20 protein-coding genes and 4 pseudogenes are annotated in these 19,086 nt (G+C 69.5%); 15 read left to right on the top strand and 9 right to left on the bottom strand.

Annotated elements, in window-relative coordinates; translation table 11 throughout:
- Window positions 1–81 precede the first annotated feature (81 nt).
- From ACZ41I_RS36210 to ACZ41I_RS36165, 10 genes are all read left to right on the top strand, one after another.
- Window positions 82–1,122 (top strand): ABC transporter substrate-binding protein, encoded by a 1,041-nt coding sequence (locus tag ACZ41I_RS36210; RefSeq protein ID WP_468516126.1) that lies wholly within the window; start codon window positions 82–84, stop codon window positions 1,120–1,122.
- 65 nt (window positions 1,123–1,187) lie between these two features.
- The gene (locus ACZ41I_RS36205; protein WP_468516225.1) at window positions 1,188–2,150 is read left to right on the top strand and encodes a FecCD family ABC transporter permease; all 963 of its coding nucleotides are present in this window, start codon (window positions 1,188–1,190) and stop codon (window positions 2,148–2,150) included.
- A 3-nt stretch (window positions 2,151–2,153) separates the two neighbouring features.
- Window positions 2,154–2,996, top strand: coding sequence for an ABC transporter ATP-binding protein (locus tag ACZ41I_RS36200; RefSeq protein WP_468516125.1), 843 nt, complete (start codon window positions 2,154–2,156; stop codon window positions 2,994–2,996).
- A gap of 71 nt (window positions 2,997–3,067) precedes the next feature.
- Window positions 3,068–3,715: a superoxide dismutase gene (locus tag ACZ41I_RS36195; protein ID WP_361985656.1), complete on the top strand. Its 648-nt coding sequence runs from the start codon at window positions 3,068–3,070 to the stop codon at window positions 3,713–3,715.
- A gap of 530 nt (window positions 3,716–4,245) precedes the next feature.
- Window positions 4,246–6,234 (top strand): ABC transporter ATP-binding protein, encoded by a 1,989-nt coding sequence (locus ACZ41I_RS36190; RefSeq protein ID WP_399765231.1) that lies wholly within the window; start codon window positions 4,246–4,248, stop codon window positions 6,232–6,234.
- A gap of 69 nt (window positions 6,235–6,303) precedes the next feature.
- A complete protein-coding gene (locus ACZ41I_RS36185) occupies window positions 6,304–6,876 on the top strand; it encodes a class I SAM-dependent methyltransferase (protein ID WP_468516124.1) in 573 nt (190 codons plus the stop codon).
- 7 nt (window positions 6,877–6,883) lie between these two features.
- On the top strand, window positions 6,884–8,083 hold the full coding sequence (locus ACZ41I_RS36180; RefSeq protein WP_468516123.1) for a bifunctional class I SAM-dependent methyltransferase/NUDIX hydrolase: 1,200 nt from the start codon (window positions 6,884–6,886) through the stop codon (window positions 8,081–8,083).
- Between the two features lie 62 nt (window positions 8,084–8,145).
- Complete coding sequence (locus tag ACZ41I_RS36175) at window positions 8,146–8,982, top strand: GNAT family N-acetyltransferase (protein WP_399765222.1); 837 nt, start codon at window positions 8,146–8,148, stop codon at window positions 8,980–8,982.
- 107 nt (window positions 8,983–9,089) lie between these two features.
- On the top strand, window positions 9,090–9,533 hold the full coding sequence (locus ACZ41I_RS36170; RefSeq protein ID WP_468516122.1) for a nuclear transport factor 2 family protein: 444 nt from the start codon (window positions 9,090–9,092) through the stop codon (window positions 9,531–9,533).
- 356 nt (window positions 9,534–9,889) lie between these two features.
- Entirely contained in the window at window positions 9,890–10,795 is a 906-nt protein-coding gene (locus ACZ41I_RS36165; protein ID WP_468516121.1) for a DUF6454 family protein, read from the top strand.
- An 18-nt stretch (window positions 10,796–10,813) separates the two neighbouring features.
- Here the strand turns inward: ACZ41I_RS36165 and ACZ41I_RS36160 are convergent, their stop codons facing one another.
- Window positions 10,814–11,401 carry a class I SAM-dependent methyltransferase gene (locus ACZ41I_RS36160; protein ID WP_468516120.1) on the bottom strand — a complete coding sequence of 196 codons (588 nt, stop codon included), beginning with the start codon at window positions 11,399–11,401 and terminating at the stop codon, window positions 10,814–10,816.
- Between the two features lie 288 nt (window positions 11,402–11,689).
- Here ACZ41I_RS36160 and ACZ41I_RS36155 point away from each other — a divergent pair, with 288 nt between their 5' ends.
- Genes ACZ41I_RS36155 through ACZ41I_RS36145 form a run of 3 tightly spaced genes read left to right on the top strand, consistent with a single transcriptional unit; the run spans window position 11,690 to window position 14,243 of the window.
- Window positions 11,690–11,974 carry a polyprenyl synthetase gene (locus tag ACZ41I_RS36155; RefSeq protein ID WP_468516119.1) on the top strand — a complete coding sequence of 95 codons (285 nt, stop codon included), beginning with the start codon at window positions 11,690–11,692 and terminating at the stop codon, window positions 11,972–11,974.
- Window positions 11,967–13,019 (top strand): polyprenyl synthetase family protein, encoded by a 1,053-nt coding sequence (locus ACZ41I_RS36150; protein WP_468516118.1) that lies wholly within the window; start codon window positions 11,967–11,969, stop codon window positions 13,017–13,019. Before ACZ41I_RS36155 ends, ACZ41I_RS36150 begins: the two co-directional genes overlap by 8 nt.
- A gap of 60 nt (window positions 13,020–13,079) precedes the next feature.
- Complete coding sequence (locus ACZ41I_RS36145) at window positions 13,080–14,243, top strand: oxygenase MpaB family protein (RefSeq protein ID WP_399765204.1); 1,164 nt, start codon at window positions 13,080–13,082, stop codon at window positions 14,241–14,243.
- Window positions 14,244–14,312: 69 nt separating this feature from the next.
- Here the strand turns inward: ACZ41I_RS36145 and ACZ41I_RS36140 are convergent.
- The 7 genes and pseudogenes from ACZ41I_RS36140 to ACZ41I_RS36110 form a co-directional block, all read right to left on the bottom strand.
- Window positions 14,313–14,582 (bottom strand): annotated as a pseudogene (locus tag ACZ41I_RS36140) (DEAD/DEAH box helicase); the annotation flags it as partial.
- Between the two features lie 183 nt (window positions 14,583–14,765).
- The gene (locus ACZ41I_RS36135) at window positions 14,766–14,972 is read right to left on the bottom strand and encodes a cold-shock protein (protein ID WP_067116135.1); all 207 of its coding nucleotides are present in this window, start codon (window positions 14,970–14,972) and stop codon (window positions 14,766–14,768) included.
- Window positions 14,973–15,224: 252 nt separating this feature from the next.
- A pseudogene (locus ACZ41I_RS36130) lies at window positions 15,225–15,368 on the bottom strand (MerR family transcriptional regulator); the annotation flags it as partial.
- 54 nt (window positions 15,369–15,422) lie between these two features.
- Window positions 15,423–15,743: pseudogene (locus ACZ41I_RS36125) on the bottom strand (STAS domain-containing protein); the annotation flags it as partial.
- Between the two features lie 54 nt (window positions 15,744–15,797).
- Window positions 15,798–15,959 (bottom strand): hypothetical protein, encoded by a 162-nt coding sequence (locus ACZ41I_RS36120; protein WP_399765197.1) that lies wholly within the window; start codon window positions 15,957–15,959, stop codon window positions 15,798–15,800.
- A gap of 104 nt (window positions 15,960–16,063) precedes the next feature.
- Complete coding sequence (locus ACZ41I_RS36115; RefSeq protein WP_468516229.1) at window positions 16,064–16,420, bottom strand: hypothetical protein; 357 nt, start codon at window positions 16,418–16,420, stop codon at window positions 16,064–16,066.
- A 102-nt stretch (window positions 16,421–16,522) separates the two neighbouring features.
- A pseudogene (locus ACZ41I_RS36110) lies at window positions 16,523–16,741 on the bottom strand (hypothetical protein); the annotation flags it as partial.
- 339 nt (window positions 16,742–17,080) lie between these two features.
- Here ACZ41I_RS36110 and ACZ41I_RS36105 point away from each other — a divergent pair.
- Entirely contained in the window at window positions 17,081–17,761 is a 681-nt protein-coding gene (locus ACZ41I_RS36105; protein WP_468516117.1) for a hypothetical protein, read from the top strand.
- 32 nt (window positions 17,762–17,793) lie between these two features.
- Here the strand turns inward: ACZ41I_RS36105 and ACZ41I_RS36100 are convergent, their stop codons facing one another.
- Window positions 17,794–18,303 (bottom strand): SpoIIE family protein phosphatase, encoded by a 510-nt coding sequence (locus tag ACZ41I_RS36100; RefSeq protein ID WP_468516116.1) that lies wholly within the window; start codon window positions 18,301–18,303, stop codon window positions 17,794–17,796.
- Here ACZ41I_RS36100 and ACZ41I_RS36095 point away from each other — a divergent pair.
- A complete protein-coding gene (locus ACZ41I_RS36095; RefSeq protein WP_363218566.1) occupies window positions 18,290–18,778 on the top strand; it encodes a GNAT family N-acetyltransferase in 489 nt (162 codons plus the stop codon). The genes ACZ41I_RS36100 and ACZ41I_RS36095 overlap by 14 nt on opposite strands.
- Window positions 18,779–19,086: the final 308 nt, after the last annotated feature.

The following is a 19,086-nucleotide window of genomic DNA, read 5'->3' as shown; positions in this document are numbered from 1 at the left end:
GGGCTTCGCCGGGAACTCGCGGCCACCGCGCCACGACTACTGCAACGGAACACCACCGAGCCCCGCAAGCAAGGAGCCAGCATGTCCATGAAACGGCCGGTCGCCACAGTTCTGGCCACGGCCCTGTGTCTGGTCACGGCGGCATGCGCCGACTCCTCGAAGGACGACAGGACGAGCGGCGAGCGGGCCGACGCCGCCGCATCGAAGACCGGCTATCCGGTGACCGTCGAGAACTGCGGTCGGACCGAGACCTTCAAGAAGGCACCCAGCCGAGTGGTCGTCATGAGCGGCGCCTCCGTCGCGGAGGTCTCGACCCTGCTCGCCCTCGGCCTCGGCGACAGGATCGTCGCCAACGAGCAGAGCTACGGCATGAGCGAGGTACCCGGCCGGGCCAAGGCCATCAAGGCCCTGCCCACCGGGAACATCCAACTCAACGACGCCTACGACATCCCCCGCGAGGCGATGCTCGGCCTGCGCCCGGACCTGGTGCTGTCCACGACGTCGTACGGCTTCGACGAGAAGAACGGCTTCGCCACCCGCGACCAGTTGCAGCAGGTGGCAGCCCACACCTATGTCTCCCCGCAGGGCTGCGACCAGGACACCTCCAGGATGACCGTCGCCGACAGCTACACGCTGCTGCGCGACATGGGGAAGATCTTCAACGTCAAGGACCGGGCCGAGAAGCTGATCGCCGCCTCCCGGAAGCACATCGACGAGGTGGCCGCCAAGGTCAGGGGCAAGAAGGCGCCCAAGGTGATGGTGCTCTTCTCCAACATGTCCATGGGCGGCAACGCCTTCAGCTCGGTCGTCGCCCACGGCATCTACAACGACATCCTCACCAAGGCCGGCGGCGCCAACGCCTTCGAGGCGGCCTCCAGGACCTCCTTCGCCGACCTGAGCAAGGAGAAGGTGGCCGCCACCGACGTCGACGCACTCGTCGTCATCGGCTACAACGACCCCGACCCGGCGGCCTACGCCAGGAAACTGCTGAAGGAGTTCCCCCAGTGGCCGGCCGCCAAGAAGAACACGTACGTCGTTCTGTCCGACTCGATGTACCTCGGCCCGAGCAACGACCTGGCGGTGGAGAAGATCGCCAAGGTGCTGCACCCGGACGCGTTCTGAGCCGGCCGACCCGAGTGAAGGCCGCTCTGGCCTTCACTCTCCTGCCGGTCGCGCTGGTCGTCACCATGATCGTGGCGATCAGCATCGGGGCGGTCACCCTCCCACTCGGTGACGTGTGGGGCATCGTCTGGCACCACGTCACCGGGCAGGGCGCCTCCGGCGACCCCGCCACGGACCAGATCGTCTGGAACTTCCGTACTCCCCGGGTGGTCCTCGCCGCCCTGGTCGGCGCGGGCCTGGCCGTCTCCGGAGCGGTGCTGCAGACCGTGGTCTCCAACCCACTGGCCGATCCCATCGTTCTCGGCTTCTCGTACGGAGCCACGCTCGGCGCGGTGCTGGTCATCACCCTGGGCGGCGGCGTGGCCCTCGCGGGGCTCGGTGTGTCGGCGGCGGCCTTCCTCGGCGCGGTGACGGCAGGCGGACTCGTCTTCGCCCTCGGACAGCGGCGGGGCCGTATGGCACCCACCCGGCTGGTGCTGGCCGGCGTCGCGGTCGGCTACGTCTTCCTCTCGGCGACGAGCTACGTCCAGCTGCAGGCGACACCGACCGAGCTGCGCACCGTGATGTTCTGGATGCTGGGCAGCGTGGCCGGCGCCCAATGGGACCAACTCCCCACGGTGGCGGCGGTGGTCCTGGCCGGCACCGCCCTCCTCACGCTCTTCGGCCGGCGGCTCAACGTCCTGCTGGCCGGCGACGAATCCGCCACGGCACTCGGCGTCGACGTCAACCGCCTGCGCGCCGTACTGCTGGTGCTCAGTGCGCTCCTCACCGGAACCGTCATCGCCGTCGCCGGCAGCATCGGCTTCGTCGGCCTGATGATCCCGCACCTCGTCCGTCTCACCCTCGGCGCCGACCACCGTCGTCTCCTGCCGCTGACCGCCCTGCTGGGCGCCCTCTACCTGGTCCTCGTCGACCTGCTCTCCCGCACCCTCAACCGCCCCAACGAACTGCCGCTGGGCATCCTCACCGCGCTGCTCGGCGCCCCCTTCTTCCTGTGGCTGCTGCGCCGCAACAAGGACCTGGACTGACGCATGAAACTCACCGTCGACCAGCTTCACATCACGCTGGACCGTCGCCCGATCCTGCACGCCGTGAGCCTGGAGGCCCGCAAAGGCGACATCGTCGGCCTCGTCGGCCCCAACGGCAGTGGCAAGTCGACCCTCTTGCGCGCCGTCTACCGCTCGCTCCGCCCTGCGGACGGTGTGGTCAAGGTCGGCGACGACGACGTATGGGTCCTGTCCGCCCGCACCGCGGCCCGCCGCACCGCCGCCGTCCTGCAGGACGCCACCGGCAACACCACCGGCCTGACGGTCACCGAGATCGTCGCGCTCGGCCGTGCCCCGCACCACGGGCTCCTGGGGCGCGACGGCGCCGAGGACCACCGCGCGGTGGAGGAGGCCATCGACCGGTGCGGCGTACGACCGTACGCGGACCGGGACTACGCCTCCCTGTCCGGAGGCGAGCGTCAACGTGTCCTCCTGGCGAGGGCCTTGGCACAGGACCCCCAGCTGCTCGTGCTCGACGAGCTGACCAACCACCTCGACATCCGCGCCAGGTTCGAGCTGCTGGACCTGATCCGCGCCACCGGCGTCACCACGCTGGCGGTCCTGCACGACCTCGACCTGGCCGCCCGCCTCTGCGACCACCTGGTCGTGCTCCACGAGGGAGCAGTGGTCGCGGCGGGTCCGGTCCTGGAGGTGCTCACCCCGCAGCTCCTCGCCGACGTCTTCGGAGTACGGGCGTCCGCAGAACGGCACGCCGACGACGTCGTCCGCATCACCTACGCGGCTCAGCCTCTCGCCCACGAGGAGGGCACGGAAGAGGACGAGATCCGAGATGCGACCTGGGGGAGGGGTCCTAGGTCCAACGCCTGATCGAAAGGTGAAGTTCTTACTGGTAGCGTGCAGCTGCAAGTCATTCGCAATAACGTCGGAGGACGTTGGACATGGCGCTTTACACGCTTCCGGAACTTCCGTACGACTACTCGGCGCTCGCCCCGGTCATCAGCCCGGAGATCATCGAGCTGCACCACGACAAGCACCACGCGGCGTACGTGAAGGGTGCGAACGACACCCTGGAACAGCTGGCCGAGGCGCGGGACAAGGAGTCGTGGGGCTCGATCAACGGCCTGGAGAAGAACCTGGCCTTCCACCTCTCCGGCCACATCCTGCACTCGATCTACTGGCAGAACATGACCGGCCCGAAGGACGGCGGCGGCGAGCCCCTCGCCCAGGACGGGGTCGGTGACCTGGCAGACGCGATCACCGAGTCCTTCGGCTCCTTCGCCGGTTTCAAGGCGCAGCTGTCCAAGGCCGCCGCCACCACGCAGGGCTCGGGCTGGGGCGTGCTCGCCTACGAGCCGCTGAGCGGCCGCCTCATCGTCGAGCAGGTCTACGACCACCAGGGCAACGTCGGCCAGGGCTCCACCCCGATCCTGGTCTTCGACGCCTGGGAGCACGCCTTCTACCTGCAGTACAAGAACCAGAAGGTCGACTTCATCGAGGCGATGTGGCAGGTCGTCAACTGGCAGGACGTCGCCAAGCGCTACGCCGCCGCCAAGGAGCGCGGCGACAGCCTGCTGCTCAAGCCGTGATGCCGTAGCCACACGGATGTCCTGCCCGTGATCGTCTTCTCCCCTTCACAGGCAGGCATTACAAGGGAAGGCTCCCGCGAGGCAGATCCTCGCGGGAGCCTTTCGGTTGTCATGCACGGTCGTGAGACCGGGGCACATCGAACACGCCGGACAGCGGCACGCTCGGCGTTTCGGCCACCGCCGCTCCAGACCGCGGCCCAGGGGCCGCAAGGGTCGATGCAACCCGCAAGCTCCGGCGCGCGCTCAACCCCGGGGTTACCAACACGACCGAAACACATGTGTTCGAAATTCTGGCCGGCTCGTTGAGCCGAAGGAGCAGCCACACCACCGTCAAGGGGGACCACGTTGACTTCGGCCAGGACGCGAACACACAGGACGCGAACACACAGGGCGCAAACACACAGGACACAAACACATGCGACTCCTCATGGCGTAGCACCGAGTGAGGAGTACTCGCATCGCGACGCGTCCAGGCGGCTGCCCACGCCGGCTCTCCGGGCGCTGAGCCGGCCGGGGCCAGGAGGCGCGCGGTGAAGAGGTTCTTCGGACGCGTGCGGATGGCGGAGCCGGAGGTCTCCGACGCCGAGGAGGAGCTCTTCGGCGGTCCTCTGCGCTACGACCTGGGCTGGTCGGAACACGAGCGTGCCCGGCTGGACTTGACGATGATGTCGGCCCTGCGCTCCATGCCCAGGCTGGTCGGGGCGACCTTGCGGATGGCGTGGCAGGCGGACCGCCGCGCGCTGCTCACGGTCGCGATCAGCGAGATCGGACAGGGTTTCGCCGCAGCCATCGGGCTGCTCGCGGTCAACGCCGTCATGCACGCGCTGCTCGGCTCCGGCACCCCCGGGCAGCGGCTGCACGCGGTTCTGCCCGGACTGCTCGCCGCCGCCGGAGCGGCCGTGGTCAACTCGGGCCTGGCCGGATGGTCCACCTCGCGGGCGGGCCGGCTGGAGCCGCTGGTCGAGCGGATCGCCACGACCCAGTACCTGGCCGCCGCCGCATCGGTCGAACTGGAGGCCATCGAGGACCCGGACTTCCGGCGGTTGATCGACGTCGCCCAGTACGGCGCCGGATCCGCCCGCCGCATGATCAGCGCCTGCGTCGCCGCGCTGAACGGGACCATCTCCCTGATCTCCACGGCCGGCGTGCTCACCATCCTCCACCCGGTCCTCCTGCCGATGCTGATCCTGATCGCGGCGCCGCGCGGCTGGGGCGCGATGCGGGTGGCGCAGGAACGGTACGTGTCGGTCATGAGCTGGGTCGAGCACGTGCGGGCCAGCCGCCTCATCGGCAACCTGCTCACCGAGCGCACCGCCGCCCAAGAGGTGCGCATCCACGCCGTCGGGCCGTTCCTGCTCAGCCGCTACGAGCGGATGGCCGAGAGCGCCGAGGCCGAGCAGGAGCGCCTGGCCACCGGCAAAGCCGTCACCGAGTGGGTGGCCGCCGCGCTGTCCGGACTCGCCATGGCGGCGACGTACGCGGCCATGTTCTGGCTGATCATGAGCGGGCACATGAGTCTGGCCGTGGCCGGGACCGCCGTCATCGCCGTCCGGTCCGGCTCGGCGAGCCTGGGCGCGCTGGTGATGAACGTCAACCAGCTGCACGAGGAGTCCCTCTACGTCCGCGACCACGCCCGGTTCCTGGACGAGGCGGCACTACGCACCATCCCCAGCGGGGGCGATCCCGTCCCGGCCGAGGTGAAGCAAGTCGTCCTCGACCGGGTCGGCTACCGCTACCCGGACCGGGACGCCCCCGCCCTGGACGAGGTGTCCCTCACGCTGCCCATGGGCTCGGTCACCGCCGTGGTCGGCGAGAACGGCTCCGGCAAGAGCACGCTGATGAAGGTGTTGTCGGGCCTGTTGCTGCCGCAGAGCGGGACCGTGCGGTGGGGTGAGGCCGACATCGCTTCGCTGGACCGCTCCGAGGTCTTCGACCGCGTCGCGCTGCTCACCCAGGACTTCCAACGCTGGCCCGTGACGGCGGCGTTGAACATCCGGATCGGCCGGCCCGGCCGGGAAGCCGGCCCCGACGACCTCCAGCCGTCCGTCGACTACGCGGGCGCCGGACCGGTCGTCGCGAAACTCCCCGACGGCCTACGCAGCCTCCTGGCCCGCATGTTCCGCGGTGCCAGTGAACTGTCCGGCGGCGAATGGCAGAAGATCGGGCTCGCGCGAACCCACTGGCGCAGCTCCACCTCGGACGACGACGGCGTGCTCATCGTGGACGAGCCCACCTCCGCCCTCGACCCGGAAGCAGAGATCGCCGCCTTCGACCGCATCCGCCGACTCGCCGCCCCCAACCGGGCCGTCGTCCTCGTCACCCATCGGATGTCCGGCGTCCGCCACGCCGACCGCATCCACGTCCTGCACCACGGACGGCTCGTCGAGCACGGCAGCCACGACGAACTCATCGCCGCCCAAGGGCGCTACGCCTCGATGTTCGCCGCACAAGCCGCCCAGTACGCCCCTTCGGGCACCATCCCCCGCCCTGGCTCACCCACCGTCGCAGATCCCGCATGACCTGGGAAAGCATGGCGCGGCACCCTGCGTCAAAATCCCGGCCGTCCCGCCCACCGGCAAAGGAGCCGCATGGCGATCACCCCAGCCGCCGCCGACTACTGGGAGCCGCTCTGGGCCGGCGGACGCCGGTATCGAGAGGTCACCAGCACCGAGGCCGCGCTGCTCGCCGACCATGTCGGACCGGGCCGCGGACGCCCGGCTCTCGACATCGGCACCGGCGAGGGCTCCCTCGCCCGCCACCTCCACCAGCTCGGTTACCGCACCACCGGCATCGACTTCGCACCCAGCGCCATCGCAACAGCCCGGAACACCCAGCAGAGCGAGGGGCCGGCCTGGCACCTGATGGACTTCACCTCCGATGACCTCAGCACCCTGCCGGACCCCGCGTATGCGGTCGTCACCTGCCGCCTGGTCTACCGCTGGATGGACGACAAGGCGGGCTTCCTCGACCGCGTCCGACAGGTCCTGGCGCCCGGCGGGACCTTCTGGGTCGTCACAGAACTCGCCGGCCGTCGCAAGGAGAACGATCCGTACAGGCACCTCGGGATCACATCCGCCGAGGCCGAGATCCTCACCGCGGGCTGGTCCGTCGTACGCGCCGCCGATCTCGACGTGCTGCGCTGCTACGCACTTCGCCCCTGAACTCAGCATGGAGGCCCACGTGTTGGACGCCGAACAGCAGACCCGCCTCGCCTGGGACGCCTACGGAACACACCACCTGGGGCGCGGTACGCCCCTGACCGAGGTGGATCGGATCACCTGGGGCCCTGCCGCGAACGCGCCGGGGGACGCCATCCTGGGGGACATCAGGGGCCTGCGCGTCCTGGACATCGGTTGCGGCCCTGGTCGGCACGCCGCACACCTGGCCCGCACCTACGGTGCGCAGGTGGACGGCGTCGATGCCTCCCTCAGCCAGATCGAGAGGGCGCGCGCCCGCTACCCCGAGGTGCCGGGACTGCGGCTGGTCCACGCCGACGCCGTCGAGCACCTGGGCACGGCGGCGCCGTACGACGTGATCTATTCCCTCAGCACCTTCCACTTCCTCGACCCGCACCGACTCCTGCCCGTCCTGGCCACCGCTCTCAAACCGGGCGGACGGCTGTGCTTCACCGTGCTGCACACCAACTCCGCCGGCGACGGCCCCACCTCGACCGTCACCCCACGCCCGGAGATCCTGCGCCTGGCCGGCGGCGACGATCTCACCGTGCACATGTGGGTACTCACAGCGGAGTTGTGGGAAGACCTGCTCGTCCGGTACGGCTTCCGTGTGCAGGGCAGCACCGTCCTCGACGCGCCGGAGAAGGACAACCACGCCTCCTACCGGCTGTTCCAGGTCCACCGACCGGCCCGGATCACCGCCCGTCCCCGCACCCCGAAACCACCCCTCGCCCACGCGGCCGTCGGCGTCGGGGCCGTGCTGCTCGGGCATCAGGGCCTTCTCCTCGGCCGGCACCGGCTGGGCACACGAGAGCTGCCCGGCGGGACCGTGGAGCCGGGCGAGTCACTGCGGGAAGCAGTCGTGCGCGAACTCGCCGAGGAGACCGGCCTGTACGCCGACCCGGCCGACGTCCGCCTTCTGGGCATGTTCCTCGATCAGGTCGGCGATGTCGTCCGCATCACCTTCGGCGCGCTCGTCACCCGCTGGCGGGGCGAGCCGGCCGACCAGCCCGGCGAGAGCGTCGGCGACTGGCGCTGGTGGCCGCTGGACGCCCTGCCCCCGGACCTGTTCGAGTGCAGCGCCCAGATCCTCACCGCATGGCGCCCCGGTCTGCCGATCGACCACGCCCCCGCCCACTTCACCCCCATCACCGACCCGTCCACCACCCCCGCCGCGCGACCCGCTCCCTGAACGGGCAGGACCGCACGGACGACCAGACCGTGGCCCCCACAAGCCCCTGCAAGGACGAACTCATGACCACTCCACGCCGAGCCACGCCCGCCGACGCCGAAGGCATCACCCGCCTGCGGTCCGAGCTGATCCTCTCCCGACCGCTCGACTCAAACTGGCTGTCCCTCTGCCGAGACCAGCTGGCCGAACGACTCCAGCCCGGTGGCGACGCCCGGGCCTACGTCGTGGACGCACCGGAGGGAGGAGTCGCCACCTGTGCCCTGGCCCTGGTCAGTCCCGTACTGCCCGCCCCGCGGTACCCAAAGGGACTGTCCGCGCGCATCCAGGCGGTGGCCACCCGCCCCGGCCATCGACGCCGTGGCTACGCCAGGGCCGCCCTCACCGCACTCCTCAACGACCTGGAGCAGGAAGGCGTCACCCTCTTCGAACTGCACGCCAGTGACGAGTCCAGGCCCCTGTACGAGGGGCTCGGATTCGTCAGCGATCCGGCACTCATGCGCAGAACCGCACTACCTCCGCAATCCCACGGCCGGCACAGGTACGGCGCTGCGACCGACGACTGGGACACGATCCTGCGTCTGGCCGGCACGTTCAGCTGCCTCGACACCGAGAACGGACTCGCACCGGAGGAGCAATGGACCCTGCAAGTGCTCAAGCTCGCCGAAGAGGTGGGCGAGGCTGCACAGGCCGTCATCGGCGCCCGGGGCACCAACCCGCGGAAGGGCCACAGCCACACGTGGACAGACGTACAGGACGAGGTGGCCGACGCCGTCATCACCGGCATGGTCGCCCTGGCACGACTGCGTCCCGACGCACGTGAATACTTGTCTGCCGTCCTGGCCCGAAAAGCCGTGAAATTCCTTCCGGCACAGGATTCCAGCGACGAGGTGCTTCGCTGACGCAGCCCTGCCACCGTGCTGCCCGCTCCGGAGAAACTCCGCAAGACTGGCCTGGATCAGGCGACAATGATCACCAGCCGCCTGTACGCATTACCCGGGGAGGTCTTGTGAGTCCGAGTCCGCGTGAAGTGTTTCTCCGGCTTGTTCATGGGGTCGCGGCCGGGAACTTCGATGAGTTGCCCGACCTGTATGGCGAAGTCACCGATGTCCGCCATCCGATGGCGACGCCGGAGTCCGAGCCGTTGACGACTCGGCGCGCACTCCAGGACCATTTCACGGTGCCGCCGGAAGCTCGGGAGTCCTTGCCGAAGAGGCGGGTCGTCGATGTCGTCGTTCACGAGACCGCCGATCCTGAAGTGATCGTCGCCGAGTTCGCCTATGAGTTCACGTTGCCGGACGACTCCATGAGCAAGGTGCCCTGCGTCTTTGTCATGCGTGTCCGGGACGGTCGGATCATCGAGTCACGCGATTACATCGACCCGATCCGTACGTACACGGCACGCGGGGACCTCGACCTCCTCATCGCGTCGTTGCGGAGGGATGCGTCCTGACGTCCGGCCCCACGACCCTCGCCGAAGGCGGGAGGCGGGCCCTGGCGGCGACACCCCCCTAGAGCCACCACCCGCTGACGGGGTTCGCCGACCACGGCCGCGGCGGCTCCGAGGAACCGGTGTCTTGAGATCGTCTTTATTCACCGTCAGGCTCGGGCTCAGCTGCGGGAGCGGTGTGGATTCAGCGCCGGCGCGACCAGTGGCGCCTCCAACACCTTCCTGTACGGCTCCAAGGTCGGCCACGACATCGGCCCCGACTGACGCAGCAGTTGCGCCCACGTAGGCGGGGCGTCACGAGCGCTGTCGAATGTGAACGCAGTCCCGTTACACGCCGGCGAAGGGGTCGTTGACGAATCATGAGCGATCCATACGACTCTCCTATTGCCGTCACTGGGCGCGACGACTCGAACGAGGCCGTTGTGACAGCCGTGCGACAGCTCTCCCGCGGCACCGTCTGGACGGTGCAGGACAAGGTGCCGTTCGACTTCGCCGCCCATCACCCCCAGGGCATCACCCGCGGTCACGACCACCGGCTCTACGTGTCGACCGCCGAGATCATCGAAGCGACAAGGCCGTACGACAAGCCCGTGGACGGCTATGACCGCACGCCCGGTCGTGGCGTCGGGCATGTGTTCGCCACCGACGCCGAGGGCGCGGCGCTGGGTCACGTCACCGTGGGCGAGGACACGGTCTACCACCCCGGCGGCATCGACTTCGACGGTGAATCCCTCTGGGTCCCGACCGCTGAGTACCGGCCCGACTCCCGTTCCATCGTCTACCGCGTGGATCCCGGCACTCTGGCCGTCACCGAGGCGTTCCGCTTCGACGACCACATCGGGGGCATCGTCCGCGACCGCGAGACCGGCCTGCTGCACGCCGTGACGTGGGGATCCAGGCGGCTGCTCACTTTCACCGCCGAAGGGCGGCTCGTTCATCGGGTCGACAACAAGAGCCACTTCGTCGACTACCAGACCTGCGTCACGGCCGGCGGCGGTCACATGGTGTGCACCGGTATCGCGGAGTACCCGCTCGCAGGCACCGGCGTCTTCAGTCTCGGCGGTATCGCTGTCGTCGACATCGAGTCGGGCCGGATCGAGCACGAGGCTCCGGTGACGACCCTGTCTCCGGCCGGCCGTGTCGTCACTTACAACGCGGTCCATCTGGAGATCGACGGCAGCACCCTGCGGATGTTCGCCGCACCCGACGACGGCGAAGCGGCCGGCGACTCTCACCTGCTCACGCTTGAGACACCGCTTGCATGACCCTTCTGGCCGTGCTGGTCACGCCCGTACGGCCAAGAAGTAGCGCCCGACGTACATCAGTTCACCGTCCAGTTCCGTGCTCAGGCTCTCAGGGGTGAAGCGGCGCCGGAAGATCGGGTAGGTGTTCCCGTCGACGGTTCGCAGCTCCGTCTGCTCCTCGTGCAGGTCGCCGTCACTGCGCAGGTCGATCACGATCAGCTCGCGGGCCGTACGCCGTGCTTCGGCAAGAAAGACGGCCCGCTCGGGCGGTCTGAGCAGCCCGTAGAAGTTGCCCGTGACGATGCGGTCCAGGCCACCGGTGATGAACGGCAGCGGCGGGAACAGTGCCTGCACCCTCCGGGCCTGCGGCACCCGTACGTGCGTCAGCTGAAGCATCTCCGCACTCTGGTCCAGGGCGACGACGTCGCCGCGCAGGAACTGGGTCCACACGCCCGTCCCGCAGGCGACATCCACCACTCGCCCCTGCGGCAGGGCGTTGAGCAGCTTCCCGATCTCGGCCGTCTCCCGGTCCAGTCCGGCGTTCACCACCTCGTCCCCGCGATAGCTGGTCTCGTCGTAGACCGGGGCACGATGCCGGTAGTACTGCTCCCGCACTAAGTCACGCATGGCCCGAGAGCTACCCCCGAGTGAACACAGCGCAAACCGCGACCCGTTGCCCGGCATTGGATCGGCCGAACTCGCGTGCCGGTAATCGGCGGCAGCTCCACGCGACGGCAAGCGGCTGGTCGCCGCTCTCTCTCGCTCTGGCCTGGGCCACTCAGGTCGCAAACCCGTTCATGCGATCACTCGATGCGGTAATGCGGGCAACGCGGAGTGATCGCGCGGTCATCCTGTGATCAGCAGCGCCGCGAGCCGGCGTGTGCCGCATCCGACCGACAATGCAGGGGGATCGGTATGACATGTACTCCGACAAGCGGCCGGGGTCTGGAGGAGCAGGCAGTGCTGGTCGTCGCGGGTCTGGCGGACCTGGCGGTGAGCGCCATCGGCTCGGCGGCCGGAACCGTGCAGCAACTGCTGCGCCGGTCGGACGGCCCCGAACTCGTCCGGGATGCGCAGCAGGACCTGATGGCCCGCGGCCGTATCGCCCTGGATCGCGCCGCATCTGCTTCCCCGGCCCACCTGGAGGTGCTGGCCCAGCACGCTGTGGCCCGGCAGGCGGCGGCCGCCGGCGATGTCTGACCGCTGGGATCCGGCCGGGTTCAAAGACCGTATCGACGCCCTTCTGGACGACTTCCTGACAGGCGAAGCCGATCAGCTTCTCGCGATTGACGACGCTCTGCAGCCGGTCGCCGAGCAGTTGCAGGTGGCCGCGAGGCACGGCAAGCGCCTGAGGGCGGCATTCTGCTACTGGGGGTGGCGTGCGGCCGGCCAGCCGGACAGCGATGCCCTGATGCGTGCGGCTGCCTCCATGGAGCTCGTCCATGCCGCGGCGATCGTCCACGACGACATCATCGACGACAGCCCACTGCGTCATAACCTGCCCACCGTTCACATCTCCCTGCAGGCTCCCCTCGCCGGACGTCCACAGGCGCGCGCTGCCGCCCGCTCGCTGGCCATGCTGGTCGGGGATCACCTGATGGCGCTGGCGGGGCAGCTGTTCGCCGCCAGCGGCCTTCCCGGCGCCTACCTGGCCAGGGCCAGGCCGATGTGGGCGGAACTCGCGCGGGAACTGATCGCGGGCGAATGCCTGGAGATCCTGAGCACGGGCGCCCACCCGGACCCGGACGTGTCCCTGAAGGTCGTCCGCTACAAGACGGCCAAGTACACCGTCGAGCAGCCCCTGCTCATCGGTGCCCTGCTCGCGGGCGCCTCCCCGGAGCTGCGGGCCGCCCTGTCCGCGTACGGTCTTCCGCTGGGGGAGGCATTCCAGCTGCGCGACGATCTGCTGGGCGTCTTCGGCGAACCGGAGCGCACGGGCAAGGCCGGCCTGGACGACATCCGCGGAAACCGCCCCACCGCGCTGCTGGCCATGACCTGGCAGGCCGCTCTTCCCGCACAGCGTGAGCGTCTGGCCGGCGTGCTGGGGCGCCGTGACCTCAACGAGGAGCACCTGCGGGACGTACGCGAGCTGATGGTCGAACTCAAGGCCCCGGAACAAGTGGAAAACATGATCGCCTCCCGAGTATGGGAATCCGTCGGCCGCCTGGAGGGGCTCGACATGTCTCAGCAAGTACGGCGAGCCCTGACCGCTCTCGCCCACTCCGCCACCGACCGCCGCAACTGACCAGTTCCGCGCAACGGCCACCGCACACCACCGTGCAGCCTGTCGAGAAGGACTGCTGACATGACCTACACCGAAGCCTCGATGAACGCCCTGCGCCAGTCCGGCGACGAACTCGCCGACGCCGTCGTGACCACACTGTTCGAGCGGGGGGAGGTCGGCAAGTTCAACACCCTGATGCGCTACGTCTCCACCGCCGGCTCCCCTCTGCCCGATGGACTGCCCGAGGTCGCCCGCGAGTACCTCCAGACCACCAGCGTGCCCCCGTCCTGGGTGGACTGGGGCGAGATGGAGAAGGCCCGGCTGTTCTTCATCGACAACAACGTGCACATCTCCACCGCTCTGTCCTTCGCCTCCATGCCCGCCTGCTACGTCGTGCCACACGTCGCGAAGCTGCTGTCCGCCACACATGGGCTGAACTACCCGTCCAAGCGGATGGCGGAGACGGGCCAGTTCACCGTCTACCTGATGCAGCCCGACGCCTTCGAAGCAGGCAGCCGCTTCATCCCCGCAGCGCAGAAGGTTCGTCTCCTGCATGCCTCCATCCGCCACCACCTCAAGCGCGAGAACCGCTGGGACACCGAGGCCCTGGGGACGCCGATCTGCCAGGAGGACATGATCGGCGGGCAGATGTTCTTCTCCCTCCTCGTCCTGGACAGCCTGCACCGGCTCGGGATCCACATGTCCACCGAAGGCGCCGAAGCGTACTTCTACGCATGGCGCGTGGTCGGCGCCATCCTCGGTGTCGACCAGGACGCCGTGCCCAAATCCCTGGAGGAGGCCCGGCAGTTCCTCGACCTGTACATGATCCGCCACATGGGCCCTTCGGAAGAAGGCGCCCATCTGACCCGACAACTGATCGACCTCTACGAGGAGGTCGTCCCCGGCACCTTCTTCGACCCCATCGTCTCCGCCCTCCTCCGCCACCTCGTCGGCGACACCTGCGCCGACTGGCTCCGGGTCCCCCGCACCGGCTGGGACAACGTGGTCAAGATCGTGCCCAGCCTGCTCGGCGTGCTGGAGACCATCGAGGACAGCTCACCGCTGGGCGCCTGGGCCCTGGACCGCCTCGGCCACCTCACCACCGTCTTCGAGCTGTCCTCCCTCACCCGCGGCCGCGTCATGCACTACGCCATCCCCGAACAGCTGAAGAAGGACTTCGGCATCAGCAGCAACGTGCCCCCCACCCACCGCTGGACTCCTCCCGCACCCACCGTCGCGCCCTGACGGTGCTCTGCCGAAGGCGAGAACCCAACCAGCCGACCCCACACCGGAAAGCCGCCCCGGCCAGAACGGACGGCCGATCGACAGGCCGCCCACCGCGGTGTCGAGCCGCAGTCGCAGGGCGTGGGCGTAGGGGGTGAGCGCGTCGGTGACCTGCTGGGCCAGTTCCCGGGTGGGGACGAGGGCGAGCGGCTGCCGGGGCTGGGCCCGCTGCCCGTCCAGACGGGCGAGCACCGGCAGACCGAAGGCGAGCGTCTTGCCCGAGCCGGTATGGTCCCGGCCCAGGACGTCCCGGCCCGCCGGTGCGTTCGGCAGCGTGGCCGCCTGGATCGGGAAGGGCATGAGGGTGACCGGCAAGGCGAATTCCCGTCGGCGGAGGGCGGCCGCACGAGGGTTCGCAAGAATGAGCCGAAGAAAAAAGAGCCGGGAAACGGGAAAATCAATGAGCTGGGGCCCGCACTCCAAGAGTGCGGGCCCCAGCCACGTGATGTGCGAGCCACCGGCTCGCGACGATTCGCGTCAGCGTCAGGCGGGAACGATGTTCTCGGCCTGCGGGCCCTTCTGGCCCTGCGTGACGTCGAAGCTAACCTTCTGGCCTTCCTGAAGCTCGCGGAAGCCACCGTTGCTGATGATGTTCGAGTAGTGGGCGAACACGTCGGCGCCGCCACCGTCCTGCTCGATGAAGCCGAAGCCCTTTTCCGCGTTGAACCACTTCACGGTGCCAGATGCCATATCGAATCTCCCTTGGGGGGCAGTGTCGACCCCGCACTTTGCGGAGCCGAGTCGCCGCGATGATCACCCCTCCGGAAAGATCCGGAAAGCTCTGCAAAGAAAAAATCTCTGGCAACCAAAACTGCAACTGCTCTCACGTTAACACAGGCCGGGTGGAGACGGTCATGCGTTTTCGGGAACGTCCGGTAATTATTCTCCTGTATCGGGCTGTATTTCTGTAGTGGCGGGACTAGGTATCTGCGCAGTGCTCGTCCGGCTTCGGGCGGCGATGCGCGACTGGCGGCGGGAACAACGGCGGTGGCCGCCTTCCGAACGCAGAGGAACGATCAGTCCGACTTCACCGACGGCTCGGAGGAAGGCGGGGGTGGTGCCGAGAACGTCCGCCGCCCGCCCGATGGTGTAGGCGGGGTAGTCGTCATCGCCGAGGTTGCCCCCCCAGGCGTCCTGCGCCCTGGCGTACGCGGGGAAACGGTCGAGGAGACCGGTGCAGGGAAGGACCAGGTCCGTCGCGTGGTTGCCGTAGACGATGCGCAGCCAGCCGCTCCGGGCGCGGCAGTCGTGCCAGGCATCGCACAGTGGCGTCAGGATGCTGCAGTCGGTGAAGACTGCCTCGCTCAGGTCCACGATGAGGAGGAGCCGTCCGGGCCGGGCCGCGCGGGCTTCGGCCAGGGCGCGGGCCAGGGGCGCCACGGTCTGCCCGTCCAGTCCGCCGTGTGCGCGGACGATGCGGCATTCCTCGAAGAGTGCGGGCGCTCCACCTTGCGTGGTCAACGGCTCGCGCAGGGACCGGGGGCAAGGCGGGATGGCAGTGAGGGCCGGCGTGCCTCATTCCGCCTCCCCTGTCGTGCCCCCGAGGCGATCGGTCTCGGCGAGGGCCGGCATGCGCGCGGCGGTCAGCGGGTTCTCGGGGTCGGCCGCGGCGGCCAGCAGCCGGGCGGCTGTTCCGGCCGGCTCATCCGGCGGGACGACCAGGCGAGGCGTGGGCATGCGGTACGTGTGTGCGTCGGCCGAGGACGCGGCTTCGCCGGTGTTCCGCCGGGTTCCATCGTGCGGGTCCCGTCCCGGGAGCCGTCGGACGACTGCCCGTTTCGTCACTCGCCGGGAACGGCACCGCCGGTCGCGCTGCGCGACAAGCTCTGTGCCTCCTCTGGCTTCACCCCGTCCTCCTGTTCCTCCTCTGCCTCCTCTTCCTCCTCCAGTTCCTCCATCAGACGGATGCCCTCGTGCGTCAGCGAGACGGTGGCGGGGGTGTGGTGTGATGTCCAGTCCACGCTGATCAGACCCTCGTCGGTCAGATAGGCGCAGGCGGCGGCGAGGTCCTCGTCGGGCAGGGCCAGCTCGGCGCGCAGCGCCGATCCATTGACCTCGGGGCGGTTGCGCTCGACGGCCCCGTACAGGGATCGCAGGACCGCCTTTCGGTTGTTCTTGCGTTCGCGGAGTTTCGTCATGGCTGTCGTTCTCCGGTTTGACGGCCGCGCGGGGACGAGGCGACGGCGGATCCTCGGGCTGCTCGGATCCGCGTCACACCTCGTCGGCGTGTGTCTGTGTGTGCTGGTCGTGAGCCAGGACTGTGCGGGTTCCGCCGCTTGAGCGGTGTCGAGGGTGATGTGGAGCCGGGTCCCTCCTGCGCGGCCCGCGGGATAGCTGCGCTGCTCGGTCGAGGCGAAGCAGCGCCGGAGCACTTCGGCGACGCGCCGGGCGACCTCCGGCGTCGCGGCCACGATGCGGACCTCGGCCTGGCCTTCGGAGGGAAAGGGCTCGTGCTTCATACGGACCTCCTGGCAGGTGGGGGTGCAACCCCGACCGAGGTCGCTGCCCGACGCCCGTCTCGGTGCGGGCTGCGGCGCGTCACCACGGCCACCCCCCTTTTTGAAGGGTATGCCGGGCAAGGGAGCGTGCGTGCCACGACCGACCCCTCGCGGAAGACCGGTGCTCTCCCGGCGGGCTGTCGCAGTCGTCGGCCGCCGCCGCGCCACCGTGGCGGGCCCGGCCGGGAGTACGGTGGAGACACCGAGGGCATGCCGCGCACCGGCTCCGGCACCGGTGCCACTCTCGGTGATCGGCGACGCCGGGTCGGCCTGGTCCGCGCCCGGGGCAGGGTTCGACCCATGAGCGCGCACATGCTCCTCCCGACGACCTCGAACCTCCCCGCGCCCCAGCGGGCACCGGGCAGGTCGTATACGCGCAGGCCGGGCCGACCGATGCGGGAGCAGGGATCCTCGCCCCACGAGGGAGAACGCCTCCGCCCGCTGACGCGCGGCCAGGTCGAGGACCGCCTGCAGGAGCTGGGCGACCTGTACGCGGAGGTCTCCGGCGGCGGCCCATGGGCGTGGAACGAGGCGCGTGCCGCCTTTCTGCGACACCTCGCGGCCGACGCACGACGACCGGGGTTCTCGCTGCTGATCGCGGAGACCACGGTCCTGACCGGATGCGCCTACGGCTTTCCCGTGGGCGGCGCCGGTCCGTGGTGGGCGGGCTTCGACGGAGACGTTCGGGAGAGCCTGCTCCGCCGCGTCGCCCCCGGGCGGCTCTTCGTCGTCTCCGGGATCGTCGTCCCGTCCCGCGTGCGCCGGGAGAACCAGGGCCGTGCCTGGAACCTCGCCCGGCGCCTGCAGCGGCGACTGCTCGCCGACCACGGCGCCGCGCTCGGAGTCACGTTGGTGGAAGCCTGGGACGTCGGGATGGTTGAGACGCTGAGGGCGTGGGGGTGGCGGAGCGCCGGAGACGACACCCGCACGGCCGGAGCGCCCGGCTCGTGCCGCGTGCTGGTGCTGACTGCGGGGGCGTGAGCAGCGCCGTCATCGATCACGGCCCGCCCCGGTCAGCGCACGGACAGGCGCCGGGCAAGGAGGGCGGTGTCGTCGGTGCTGCCGGGTGGCATCCGGGCGGACGGCTGGTCGCACAGGGGGTGCAGCGGTTCGTGCGCGAGGGCGAGGGCATGGCGGCGCCGTCGGCCGAGCCCGCTGTCCAGGTCGCTGCCCGGAGCCTCGATCAGGCCGTCGGTGTACGGCAGGAGCGCGGATCCCGGCGGCAGGGCGCGAGCGGCACTCGGATATGACTGCCGACGCCCAGGTGGGTTCCGAGAATCAGTCCCTGCCCGGCTTCGAGGTACTGCGCGTTCCCGCCGGGGGTCAGCGGCAGGGGAGGCCGGGTGCCCGGCACTGGTCCGGCGAAGCGTCCAGGGGCCGGTGCCCGGGCCTTCCAACCGGGGCGAGGACGAGGGTGGCCATCGGCACGGTCGTGATGGCGTGCATGGCGTCGCCCGAGCAGCCGACCCCTCCGAACGAAGGCACCCCCCGGTGGGAAATACTCTACTGATGAGTTCACGCACTTCCCCGGTCAGTCAGCCGATCACCATACGGAGGGCCGTCGCGCGGGATGCCAAAAGGCTCACACGGCTCGTGCGTGGCTCAGGCGCCTACGAGGGCAAGTACGCAGCCGCAGTCGCGGGCTACCGGGTCGGCCCTGATTACATCGAGGCCCACCGCGCCTTCGTAGCCGTCGGCCCCGACGAGCATGGAGGCCGGGTCCTCGGGTTCTACTCGCTCGTCCTCGCTCCACCGGAGCTCGACCTGCTGTTCGTCGCCGACGAAGCGCAAGGACGGGGTATTGGACGACTGCTCGTCGCGCACATGCAATCCGAGGCCCGTGCCGCCGGGCTCGACCGTGTCATGGTCGTGTCGCACCTTCCCGCCGAGGACTTCTACCACCGCGTCGGTGCCATACGGATCGGGACCGCCCTCGCGAACCCGCCCGCGGTCCCGTGGGACCGTCCCGAATTCGAGTTTCGCATTCCTGCGGAATGACGCGGTGTGCCGGTTCGCAGGGCACCGCCTTCGCCTGCATGGCGCGCTCCGTGTCGGCCGTCGTCTCTGCCGTCGTCTCTGCCCCGGCGAGGGGATCGCCTGCGTCGGCGGCCTCTCCCTCACCCGAGGCCGACGATCTGGAAGAGGCGTGCGGCGGCCCCGCCCGGGGAGTCCGTCGCGGGCGGGGCCGAGGCCGGAACGGGGACCGTGCTGCCGGGCTATGGCTCAGGCGTCGATGATGACGGGGATGATGAGGGGCTTGCGGCGATAGGTGCGGAACGCCCAGTTCGCCACGGCGCGGGCGAGGA

The organism is Streptomyces sp. NPDC030799, assembly GCF_055572255.1.
This window is presented reverse-complemented; position numbering and strand designations above follow the sequence as displayed.

Excerpts from the sequence above, each read along its gene's own strand:
- ACZ41I_RS36135 (WP_067116135.1), bottom strand. The coding sequence starts at position 14,972 with ATGGCATCTGGCACCGTGAAGTGGTTCAACGCGGAAAAGGGCTTCGGC.
- ACZ41I_RS36165 (WP_468516121.1), top strand. The coding sequence starts at position 9,890 with ATGAGCGATCCATACGACTCTCCTATTGCCGTCACTGGGCGCGACGAC.
- ACZ41I_RS36160 (WP_468516120.1), bottom strand. The coding sequence starts at position 11,401 with ATGCGTGACTTAGTGCGGGAGCAGTACTACCGGCATCGTGCCCCGGTC.
- ACZ41I_RS36145 (WP_399765204.1), top strand. The coding sequence starts at position 13,080 with ATGACCTACACCGAAGCCTCGATGAACGCCCTGCGCCAGTCCGGCGAC.
- ACZ41I_RS36120 (WP_399765197.1), bottom strand. The coding sequence starts at position 15,959 with ATGCCCACGCCTCGCCTGGTCGTCCCGCCGGATGAGCCGGCCGGAACA.
- ACZ41I_RS36210 (WP_468516126.1), top strand. The coding sequence starts at position 82 with ATGTCCATGAAACGGCCGGTCGCCACAGTTCTGGCCACGGCCCTGTGT.
- ACZ41I_RS36180 (WP_468516123.1), top strand. The coding sequence starts at position 6,884 with ATGGAGGCCCACGTGTTGGACGCCGAACAGCAGACCCGCCTCGCCTGG.
- ACZ41I_RS36205 (WP_468516225.1), top strand. The coding sequence starts at position 1,188 with ATGATCGTGGCGATCAGCATCGGGGCGGTCACCCTCCCACTCGGTGAC.
- ACZ41I_RS36155 (WP_468516119.1), top strand. The coding sequence starts at position 11,690 with ATGACATGTACTCCGACAAGCGGCCGGGGTCTGGAGGAGCAGGCAGTG.
- ACZ41I_RS36095 (WP_363218566.1), top strand. The coding sequence starts at position 18,290 with ATGAGTTCACGCACTTCCCCGGTCAGTCAGCCGATCACCATACGGAGG.
- ACZ41I_RS36115 (WP_468516229.1), bottom strand. The coding sequence starts at position 16,420 with ATGACGAAACTCCGCGAACGCAAGAACAACCGAAAGGCGGTCCTGCGA.
- ACZ41I_RS36150 (WP_468516118.1), top strand. The coding sequence starts at position 11,967 with ATGTCTGACCGCTGGGATCCGGCCGGGTTCAAAGACCGTATCGACGCC.
- ACZ41I_RS36105 (WP_468516117.1), top strand. The coding sequence starts at position 17,081 with ATGAGCGCGCACATGCTCCTCCCGACGACCTCGAACCTCCCCGCGCCC.
- ACZ41I_RS36195 (WP_361985656.1), top strand. The coding sequence starts at position 3,068 with ATGGCGCTTTACACGCTTCCGGAACTTCCGTACGACTACTCGGCGCTC.
- ACZ41I_RS36175 (WP_399765222.1), top strand. The coding sequence starts at position 8,146 with ATGACCACTCCACGCCGAGCCACGCCCGCCGACGCCGAAGGCATCACC.
- ACZ41I_RS36200 (WP_468516125.1), top strand. The coding sequence starts at position 2,154 with ATGAAACTCACCGTCGACCAGCTTCACATCACGCTGGACCGTCGCCCG.
- ACZ41I_RS36185 (WP_468516124.1), top strand. The coding sequence starts at position 6,304 with ATGGCGATCACCCCAGCCGCCGCCGACTACTGGGAGCCGCTCTGGGCC.